Source organism: Streptomyces sp. NPDC059371, assembly GCF_042751995.1.
In the GTDB taxonomy this organism is placed as follows: Bacteria; Actinomycetota; Actinomycetes; order Streptomycetales; family Streptomycetaceae; genus Streptomyces.
Window position 1 is genome coordinate 1 of sequence record NZ_JBHYXD010000171.1, and the last position, 9,211, is coordinate 9,211.

The following is a 9,211-nucleotide window of genomic DNA, read 5'->3' on the forward strand; positions in this document are numbered from 1 at the left end:
GCTCTGACCTACACGTTTACGAGGAACTGCACATAAGTGCAGGTCAGCGACTCAATGTACCTTCGGTGCGCTGAGTCGCTGACCTGCGGTGATCAAACTCCGATGACGCAAACTCGCGTCCGTCAAAGTCCGATGGCAAACGGTCAAGATCCAGTGGCACAGGACAACCCAGACGCACCTTCGGCGGCACGCCTCGCCCCCAACCTTTGCTGCGCTGCTTCTTGCTCCACGGGGTCAGGGCCGTGCGGGTCTCGCACCCGGAAGCCGTGCAGGCGGATGCTGTCCGCGTCGACGTCGTCCGGTTCGGGGCAGCCCTCGCGGACGAAGCCGCAGAGTGCTCGCAGTGCGTCTTCGCCCAGTTCCAGGGGGTGGAACGGCAACGGGTACGGCTCTTCCTCCTCGTCCGGCCAGGGGATGACGTCGGCAGGGCGGTCTCCGGCCCAGTAGGGCAGTTCGAAGGGGAGCGGTTCGCCGATGTTCTCGATGATGCCGCTGTCGGGGGAGAGGCTCAGGGAGCGGACGAGCCGACCGTCCTCCCATACGGCGAACGCGAGCCAATCCACGACGCTGTGCATGGCGTGCAGCACGAGCCGTCGGCCGACGCTCGCCGCCACCAGGTGCTCCGGGAGCGCGGAAGGGGTGTCGATCATCACCCTCTGATCACCGATGACTTCCACGCCGGGCCAGCTCGCCGCGTACGCCGTCCCCTCCGGGGGATACACGCCGCTCCAGAGATTCGAGCCCTTGCTCTCCTCGATCTCCCAGCCCGGGTAGAGCCGCCGCATCATGGCGGCCGTCCGTTCAAGCTCCGCCGTGCCTACTTCGCGCAGCAGCCTCGGAACGTCGCCGTCGGCGTATACAAGAAAGCCCGGCTGGCTCCCAAAGCCCCTCCCCAGGGTGTTGCCCCCGCTGGTGGGTGCATCGTAGCCGCGGTCACTGACATAGGCGGTGACTCAGCCTGAGTGGGCCCAGCGGGGCCGTCCCTGGGCCGTCCGAGGCTGGCCGAGGCCGACCGATGGCGACCGACAGTGACAAGCGAGCTACGGGGACCGGCAGCAGAACCCCAGGTCACAGCCCCCCGACCGAACGCGTTTCCCCCGAGGGGTAGCCGTCAGGCAAGACGGGGTGTTTCTTGCCGGGAGGCCACCGGTTGCAGCGGCAACAGGCCTTCCTGACATCCATCGCTGACATCAACGACTACGGACGGCAGCAAAAACCGGCCACCAGGTGTGGCCTAGTCAGTCTCGGCGGAGCACGACCAGTCCGAGTTGGAATCGAACTTACAAGGCGGCTGTCTCCCTCAACGCGCGCCCTTCCGGGCCGTCCTGGGGCCGCGGAAGGGCGCTCGCTGGTGACCGACGTCGACAACTACCGACAGTTCAGCAGCAGGTCAGAGTGTTGATCGATGAGGCGGCCGCAGGTCACGGGCTCATGTTCACGAGGCGACCGCTGCCGCTTTCAGTGGCCGGCGCTCTGGCCGCCGTCCACATGCAGGATCTCGCCCGTGACGAAGGAGGCCTGTTCCAGATACCGGATGGCCTGGACGACGTCGTCGACCTCCTCCATCCGCCCGAGCGGGTGGCGGGCGGCGAGCTCGGGCGTCGCGTCGGAGTTCACCGGGGTGCGCACCACGCCCAGCGAGACGGCGTTGACCCGGATGCCGTGCGCCGCGTACTCGATCGCCAGTTCCCTGGTGACGGCGTTCAGCCCGCCTTTGGTGAGTGACGCCAGTGCGCAGGGCACCTGCGAATTCGGCTGGTCGACCAGGGAAGTGGAGATGTTCACCAGGTGACCGCCTCCCTCACGGCGGGAGAGCATGGCGCCGAGGGCGCTGCGCGAGACGCTGAAGAAGCCGCGCAGGTTCACGCCGACCATCAGGTCGAAATCCGCGTCCGTGTATTCGGTGAACGGCTTGCCGATGTATACGCCAGCGCTGTTGACCACGGTGTCGATCCGGCCGAACCCGTCCATCGCCGCCGCCACGATCCGCGCGCCTGCGCCGGACTCGGCCAGGTCGTCGTTGAAGGCGAGCACCTGCGGGTCCTCGGACTGCGGCATGGAACGGCTGGTGGCCACGACCGCGTACCCGAGGCTGCGGTAGGCGGTGACGATGGCAGAGCCGATGCCCCCGTTGGCACCGGTGATGATCGCGACCTTCTGGGCGGTGCTCGCACCCGTCGTGTCGTTCATGCTTCACTTCCTTCGCCTGATCAGTATGGATCAGGCGAGTGACGGTTCTGGTGCGCCCCCGGGACCCGGCCCCCTCGGCCATGGCTCACTCGACAGGTGACCGGTCCCCGTCCCATCACGCCCCGGGACGGGGTCACTTGAGGATTTCCAGCATCCGCTTTCCCAGGACCGCGGCCGAAGCCGGGTTCTGCCCGGTGACCAGGTTGCGGTCCTGGACCATGTACGGCTCCCACATCGGGCCGCGGCTGAAGTTGACCCCGACCTTGTCCTGGACGTCGGTCTCCAGCAACCACGTCGCCCTGGAGGCCAGCCCGACGCCCTCTTCTTCCTCGTTGGTGAAGCAGGTGATGTTGTAATCCCTGAACGGCGACTCGCCGTGGATCCTGGTGGCCAGCAATGAGGCGGGGCCGTGACAGACGATGAACAGCGGGTTGCCCGAGGTGAGCTGCTGCGTCAGCAGCCGCCCCACGTCGGCGTCGAACGCCAGGTCCGACATAGGACCGTGACCGCCCGGCACGTACACCGCGTCGTAGTCCTCCAGGCGCACGTCCGACAGCTGCAGTGGCCTGCGCATCGCCTCCGCGGAACGGATGATGGCCTCCAACTCAAGGGCGCTGTCGTTGCCGCCGACCAACTCGGGGCGCAGGCTCATCATGTCGACGGTCGGGGTTACGCCGTTCGGCGTCGCGACGACTACCTCGTGACCGGCTTCCGTGAGGATCTTGTACGGGTTCGCGAACTCCTCGGCCCAGTAACCCGTCGCGTACCTCGTGCCGTCCTTCAGTACCCAGTAGGCGGCTCCGCTGACGATGAACAGCACTTTCGCCATGGCAAGGATTTCCTCTCGGATACGCACAAGGGTTCGGCGGGATGACCCATGAAACCCGTCCGCCCCGCCGAGTTCCTCCTTTTTGGGACCTTATGCACGTCTGCCTGCCGGCGCACCCGGACGCTCTCTCCGCTACGGCTGCCCGCTTGGTGGGAAGTGCTGAACCAGCCGAGGCGATCCGGCCAGATGGAGCTGGATCCGGGCCGCGGGGCGCGTTGACCCGTTCGAATGAGTCCGGACGCAGACGGTGCGTGCCTTGCCCAGGAACCACGCCCGCTCCACGGTGTGTGGGTCGACGGCAGACGGGTGGGAGCCAGGGAAAGCGGTGGGCTGAGGAAGAGGAGAGCAAGCAGGCGGTGGTACGCCCGACGCGCGGACGAAGCGCAGAGGATCTACTGCTACTGCGCTCTCAGCGCGTCACTGCCACCAACCCCACGATCACCAACCCGACTCCCATGAATCCGAACTGCAGCCTCATGCGTTCGAGGCTTGTCCAGGGCGTCCCCCATCGCGTCCTGTGCGTAAACGTCACATCCGCCCAGTCCCACACCCAAATGTCCACACCGCGATAGCCGCAGGCCACCACCATGAAAGCGCAGCCCGCGATCAGGGCGAGCACCCCACGGAGAATCAAGCCGTCCCCCACCTCACCAGTATCGTCACTGCCGCGGCATTGTCGCAGGTGGCGCCAGTTGACGCGCTCCGGGCAACCCACCAGGATGCGCGTCATGGTGAAGATCAGCGCGCAAGCCACCCACGGCGGCCAGGTGTTCCTGTTGATCTGGGGGGTGGGCGCACTGGTCATGGGGTCGGCATTCGCCTCGAAGAAGGGGTCCGACTGGTTTCGCGAAGTAATCGTGTCCGGACTTCAGGGAAATCCCGTACAGCAGGCCCGTGCACGAAGCTTCGGTGGTCTGCGAGTGATAGCCACTGTGCTTGCCGTTGCAGGCCTGATCGGAATCATGGCAGCCGGCGCCCTACTGACACGAGACTAGAACGCAATCGCGCCCCGGCCGCGCTTGTCAAGAGTGCCCGGATTTCTGACACCAACGGCTGACACCAACGAGCGCGAACGGCGACGGACAACGCCGAACTTCCGCGCCCAGCCAACCGAAGCCATGCACGGCCCGACCGGTGTCGACGACTGCCCTTACTCGCGTTCGAGGTGCAGGGCGGCCCGCTGGAAGCCGGGCAGGTCGATGGCGGCAGGCCGAAGCTGACGTTCCGACGGACGTTGCCGTTGCCGTCCGGGTCCGCCCGCCCGTGTCGGCCAACTCGCCCTGCCGTACACCGGACCCTCAAGTTGAACACGTTCAAAACGAGGGAGTACGCTGATGCCGAGCAAAGCCGAGGGGGGTTCGATGAAGGTAGCGCTGCCCGGGGGAACCGGACAGGTGGGCACGATTCTCGACCGCGCACTGACAGCGGCCGGCCACGAGGTCACGGTAGTGACCCGGCATCCCGTGCGAGCGCATGACATCGGATGGGACGGGGCCACGCTCGGCCGCTGGGCTTCGGCGATCGACGGCTGCGATGTCGTGATCAACCTGGCCGGACGCAGCGTCTCCTGCCGTTACACCGCCGAGAACCTGCAAGCCATGATGACCTCCCGGGTGGATTCGGCACGGGTGGTCGGCGAGGCGATCGCCGCCGCTGCGCGACCACCGCGCGTCTGGCTGCAGATGAGTACGGCGACGGTCTACGCGCACAGCCTCGACACGGCACACGACGAGGCGACCGGAGTGATCGGGGGCTCGGAGGCCGGGGTGCCGGACTACTGGGCGTACAGCGTCGAGATCGCAAGGAACTGGGAGCGGGCGCAGGCCGAGGCGCCGACTCCGGCGACCCGCAAGGTGGCGCTGCGCTCGGCGATGGTCATGAGCCCGGATCGGGGCGGTGTGTTCGACGTACTGTCGCGGCTGGCGCGCCTCGGGCTGGGCGGTCCGGTCGCCGGCGGCGCGCAGTACGTCTCCTGGATCCATGACAAGGACTTCGTGCGGGCGGTGGAGTTCCTGATCGCCCGGGACGACCTTGAAGGGCCGGTGAACCTCGCCTCGCCCGGGCCGCTTCCGCACCGCGACTTCATGCGGGCGCTGCGTACGGCCTGGAGCGTCCCGGTAGGGCTGCCGGCGACGCGTTGGATGGCCGAGTTGGGGGCGTTCGCGCTGCGCTCGGACACGGAGCTGCTGCTCAAGAGCCGTCGGGTGGTGCCGGGACGGCTGCGCGCAGCCGGGTTCGATTTTGCGTATCCCGAGTGGGAGGGGGCCGCTACGTCCCTCGTACAGCGGGCCAGGCTGGTTCGCGGGGCCTCGGGTCGGGCCCGTGAATAGAGCCGCTACCCCGCCGGTTACTTGGCCTTCGCGACCAGGCCGGAGCGGCTCCGGCTCGACGCTTCGCAAATCGGGGGCGGCCACTGCGTCGGGGTGCCTACTGTGGCCGCGTGTCATTCTTCGCCTTATACGACGCCGAGCACTTTTACGGCGATCCAGAGCCTGTGGCCGGGGCGCGCGTGTCCTTCGCTCCCGACAAGCTGTTCGCTGCTCGTGAGCGCCGTATCGGGCGACGGGTGGACCGACAGCCGGTCGGCGACGAGGGGCTGGTGGTGAATGAGATCGCCATTGACGTCCTGGTGTGGCCGTCCAGCCTGTGGCGCGTGGCCGATCTCGAACCGACGCGGCCGCTACCGGGCCACAGGTGGGTGCGCTGCCGAGCCTTCACGGTCATGAAGCAGGTGCCCGCATGGCTGGTCGCCGGACCTCACGGGGACGTCGTGGAATGGGTGATCACCCGGACGCGAACGCTGACCAGCGCCCAGGTCGACGCCCTTGCCGCGCTGTCGGACGAAGGCGAAAAGCCTCTGACACGAACGCTGTGGGCTCGCTGGTCGCGGGACCACCACACTGGTTCTCCGGTCGGATGCGCCCTCACGACTCTCAACGAGGTAGTCACGGAGGCCGCTCACCGGGTGGGCCCACAACTGTTCGGTCGGGATGAGGAAGACGAGGTCGAGGTGCTCAGCGATCCGGCCTGGCTGCGGGCCTTCGGTGCAGCGTACGCAGCCGCGCTGGCACTCGGGGCTCCCGAACTGCTCACACTCCAGGAAAACACGCTCCTCGCCCGCCGGTGGACTACCGTGTTCGGCCCACCTGACGTGCCCGAACCCTAGCGAGCCTGGAAGAGTTCATACGCTCCGCCGGCCTTGAGCAGGTCACAAAGCAGTTCTGGCCCGCCAAGTCCTGAACCAACTGCGGCAGGTCAAGTGCGGCTTGGCCGGCGTGGCCGGCTTCACCAACCTGTGCGCTCCAGCTCGGGCACGTCCTCGACCCCATCTCACGGAGACCGCTCTCCGTCACGCTCGGCATGGGGCCCTGGTCATCGGGGTGGTTTTCACCGGCCCGCTCGCCGCCGCCGCGATCGCCACACCGGTGCTCCGGTCAGCGCACCCTTCCGCGCGGCTTCAGCGGAAGCGGGGGCAGTTCCGGCGCGGAGAGCGGCGCGCCGTCGTACCCCCTCACCTCGCCGAAGCGTGCGCCCTTGGCCCAGTCCTCGCGGGCCTGTTCGATCTCCTCCTGGGTGCGGCCGATGAAGTTCCACCACATGATCAGCTCCTCGTCGAACGGCTCACCGCCCAGCAGCATCAGGCCCGCGTCGGTCGCGGCGCGCAGCGGGAGTTCGGTGCGGCCGCAGCCGAGGTAGAGCATGGAGCCGGGGAGCACCGGCACGCCGTCGACCTGGGCCTCGCCGGACATGGCGAGGACGGCGTACTCGAAGTCGGGCTCCAGGGGCAGGCGTACCTCCGCCCCGCTCGTCAGGGCCAGGTCGGCGCCGACGATCGGTGTGTACGTCGTACCGGGCGAGGCCGTGCCGTCGAGCGTGCCCAGCAAGAGCGTGGCCCGCAGGCCGGGGGCGGTGACGACGGGCAGTTCGGCGTGGTGTTCGAAGCGCGGGTCGGTGTTCCGGTGACTGTCCGGCAGCGCGACCCAGAGCTGCGCGCCGTGCAGCAGGCGGGAATGCGCGCGGGGGCTCTCCTCGGAGTGGCTGATGGCACGGCCCGACGTCATCAGGCCCAGTTCGCGCGGGCGGATCGTCTGAAGGCTGCCCGTCGAGTCGCGGTGCAGCACCTCGCCCTCGTGCAGCCAGCTCACGGTCTGCAGACCCATGTGCGGATGCGGCGGGACCTGCATGCCGGGTTCATCGGCGATGTCGTCGGGCCCGTAGTGATCGACGAAGCACCACGCGCCGACCATGCGCCGGCCCAGATTGGGCAGCAGACGGCGGACCTCGGTCGACTCGCCGAGCTTGACCCGGCGGGGGCTGAGGAGTTCGCGCACCGGCTCGGCCACCACGAACCCGCGGCCGCCGCAGGGGGCGGGAACCGCCTCCCGATCAAGATTGCTCATGCCGCACAACCTAGTCCCGCCGGAGGCCTCTCGTCAGTCCATCTATCGCCCATTGAGGGGCACATGGCTCAGAACCGGCGCGGTGGTCCATGGCGAAAACAGTAGCCATGGACATAGTAGCCATGTAATGTTTCTTCCATGAGTACAGCGAAGTCGCCCTCCGGGAACGCGACGCCCGGTTTTCTCGTCTGGCGCCTGTCAATGAAGTGGCGCGTAGCGGTGGACCGCGCGGTGGGCCCACTGGGCCTGACGCACGCGCAGTACTCGCTGGTGGCGTCGCTGTACGGCATGCACCGGGACGGACGGCACCCCAGTCAGCGTCAACTCGCCGACCACACCGGACTCGAACCGCTCTACGTCTCGAAGCTGGCCCGTTCCCTGGAGGCGGCCGGCCTTCTCGACCGCGCCCGGGATCCGGTGGACCCCCGGGCGGTGCGGCTCACCCTCACCGACGACGGGCGCGAGGTCACCCGCCGCGCCGTCTCCGTGGTCCAGGGCCTTCTGGAGCGGCTTCTCGAACCACTGGGCGGCCTCGACGGGGAACGCACACGGGCGTTCAGCGACGAGCTGGCCGTCCTGCTCGACGTACCGCTCGACGCGCGCTCCGGAGCCGGGCAGCGTCCCGGCGAGGCTTCACCCCCATACGAAGAGGATTCACCCGAGGAGTAGTCATGACCACCTCTGTTCCCCCTGTCAACGGCCAGGTCATCGGCCTCGCCCACTACGCGAGCCGCGCCGCCCTGGAGCGGGTGCTGTCCCGCAGCGGCACCACGTTCGAACAGTCGGTGGCCCTGCGGGCCGTGTCCGACAACGGCGGGACCGTCGAAACGGCGCGGGTCGTAAGCCGGCTCACCGGCGGCCTGAAGATCGAGGATTCGGCGGCCCGGCGGACCGTCGAGGAGCTGACGGCGCGCGGACTCCTGGAGGAGGCGACGCCCGGGCAGGTGTCCCTGACGGACGCCGGCCGGGAGCTGTTCGCGTCGGTCCGCGCCGCGGGCGACGCGATCGCGGCCCGGGTGTACGCCGGGATCCCGGCCGAGGACCTGGCCGCCGCCGGGCGCGTGCTGGCCCTCGTCACGGCGCGGGCCGAGGCGGAACTCACCGGCGCGTAGCGGTCCGGAGCGCCGGCGCCCGGCGGTCCGAGCGCCCGTGCCTGGCGGTCCGAGCGCCCGTGCCTGGCGGTCCGAGCGCCTGTGCCTGGCGGTCCGAACGCCGCCGCGAACGCGGAACCGCGGATCCCGGCCGCGACCTCGGGCACCCCGGCAGGTTCGTGGAATATTCAACCAACCGGCTCGGTTGTGGCCCGTCGAAGGAGGTCAGTGGTGGACACGACGTACTACGACCACGGGACGGCCGCGGAACGCTGGGAGCGAGCGCGGATGTTCTTCGAGGCCAAGGACTACTCCGCGGCGGCACGCGTACTGGGCGGGCTGGTCGAGGAGGTGCCGGAGCAGACCGGACCCCGGCTGCTGCTGGCGCGCTCCTACTACCACTCGGCCCAACTGCGCCGCGCCGAAGCCGAGTTGCGCACCCTCGTGGAGCTCGACCCGGTCGAGCACTACGCCCGGCTGATGCTGGGGCGCACGCTTCAGCGCCTCGGCCGGCCGGACGAGGCCGCGTCGCACCTGCGGATCGCGTCCGCGCTCGGGGGCGACTTCGAAGGCGTCTGATCAGGAACAGGATCCGGCACAGGAACGGGATCGGGATCGGGATCGGGATCTGGTCCCGGTCCGGTGCTGCCTCGGTAGTTCCGGGGCCGGGGTCTCTCGCGGAAGGCCGGTCACCTCGGTGA

General features: G+C 68.6%; 11 protein-coding genes. 6 read left to right on the forward strand and 5 right to left on the reverse strand.

Translation table 11 applies throughout. From position 1 onward, the window contains the following. Window positions 1–143: 143 nt before the first annotated feature. The 4 genes from ACFXGX_RS42295 to ACFXGX_RS42310 all read right to left on the reverse strand — a co-directional run bounded on the left by ACFXGX_RS42295 (window position 144) and on the right by ACFXGX_RS42310 (window position 3,749). Complete coding sequence (locus ACFXGX_RS42295; protein WP_384803546.1) at window positions 144–896, reverse strand: DUF6928 family protein; 753 nt, start codon at window positions 894–896, stop codon at window positions 144–146. A 562-nt stretch (window positions 897–1,458) separates the two neighbouring features. Continuing rightward, window positions 1,459–2,190, reverse strand: a complete 732-nt coding sequence (locus ACFXGX_RS42300) for an SDR family NAD(P)-dependent oxidoreductase (RefSeq protein ID WP_384803517.1) — start codon at window positions 2,188–2,190, stop codon at window positions 1,459–1,461. Between the two features lie 133 nt (window positions 2,191–2,323). After that, on the reverse strand, window positions 2,324–3,019 hold the full coding sequence (locus tag ACFXGX_RS42305; RefSeq protein ID WP_384803520.1) for a type 1 glutamine amidotransferase domain-containing protein: 696 nt from the start codon (window positions 3,017–3,019) through the stop codon (window positions 2,324–2,326). 409 nt (window positions 3,020–3,428) lie between these two features. After that, the gene (locus tag ACFXGX_RS42310; protein ID WP_384803523.1) at window positions 3,429–3,749 is read right to left on the reverse strand and encodes a hypothetical protein; all 321 of its coding nucleotides are present in this window, start codon (window positions 3,747–3,749) and stop codon (window positions 3,429–3,431) included. On the opposite strand from ACFXGX_RS42310, the gene ACFXGX_RS42315 reads away from it, so the two are divergent. The 3 genes from ACFXGX_RS42315 (at window position 3,748) to ACFXGX_RS42325 (ending at window position 6,185) form a co-directional block, all read left to right on the forward strand. Continuing rightward, the gene (locus ACFXGX_RS42315; protein ID WP_384803526.1) at window positions 3,748–4,014 is read left to right on the forward strand and encodes a hypothetical protein; all 267 of its coding nucleotides are present in this window, start codon (window positions 3,748–3,750) and stop codon (window positions 4,012–4,014) included. The two genes, ACFXGX_RS42310 and ACFXGX_RS42315, sit on opposite strands and share 2 nt — an antisense overlap. 366 nt (window positions 4,015–4,380) lie before the next feature. Beyond that, window positions 4,381–5,349: a TIGR01777 family oxidoreductase gene (locus ACFXGX_RS42320; RefSeq protein ID WP_384803528.1), complete on the forward strand. Its 969-nt coding sequence runs from the start codon at window positions 4,381–4,383 to the stop codon at window positions 5,347–5,349. Window positions 5,350–5,459: 110 nt separating this feature from the next. Continuing rightward, window positions 5,460–6,185 carry a hypothetical protein gene (locus ACFXGX_RS42325; RefSeq protein ID WP_384803531.1) on the forward strand — a complete coding sequence of 242 codons (726 nt, stop codon included), beginning with the start codon at window positions 5,460–5,462 and terminating at the stop codon, window positions 6,183–6,185. Window positions 6,186–6,453: 268 nt separating this feature from the next. Here the strand turns inward: ACFXGX_RS42325 and ACFXGX_RS42330 are convergent, their stop codons facing one another. Further along, on the reverse strand, window positions 6,454–7,419 hold the full coding sequence (locus ACFXGX_RS42330; RefSeq protein ID WP_384803534.1) for a pirin family protein: 966 nt from the start codon (window positions 7,417–7,419) through the stop codon (window positions 6,454–6,456). Window positions 7,420–7,557: 138 nt separating this feature from the next. Here ACFXGX_RS42330 and ACFXGX_RS42335 point away from each other — a divergent pair, with 138 nt between their 5' ends. From ACFXGX_RS42335 to ACFXGX_RS42345, 3 genes are all read left to right on the forward strand, one after another. Beyond that, window positions 7,558–8,088, forward strand: coding sequence for a MarR family winged helix-turn-helix transcriptional regulator (locus tag ACFXGX_RS42335; RefSeq protein ID WP_384803537.1), 531 nt, complete (start codon window positions 7,558–7,560; stop codon window positions 8,086–8,088). A 2-nt stretch (window positions 8,089–8,090) separates the two neighbouring features. Next, window positions 8,091–8,531 carry a MarR family winged helix-turn-helix transcriptional regulator gene (locus tag ACFXGX_RS42340; protein ID WP_384803540.1) on the forward strand — a complete coding sequence of 147 codons (441 nt, stop codon included), beginning with the start codon at window positions 8,091–8,093 and terminating at the stop codon, window positions 8,529–8,531. A gap of 210 nt (window positions 8,532–8,741) precedes the next feature. Continuing rightward, window positions 8,742–9,089 carry a tetratricopeptide repeat protein gene (locus ACFXGX_RS42345; RefSeq protein ID WP_384803543.1) on the forward strand — a complete coding sequence of 116 codons (348 nt, stop codon included), beginning with the start codon at window positions 8,742–8,744 and terminating at the stop codon, window positions 9,087–9,089. Window positions 9,090–9,211: the final 122 nt, after the last annotated feature.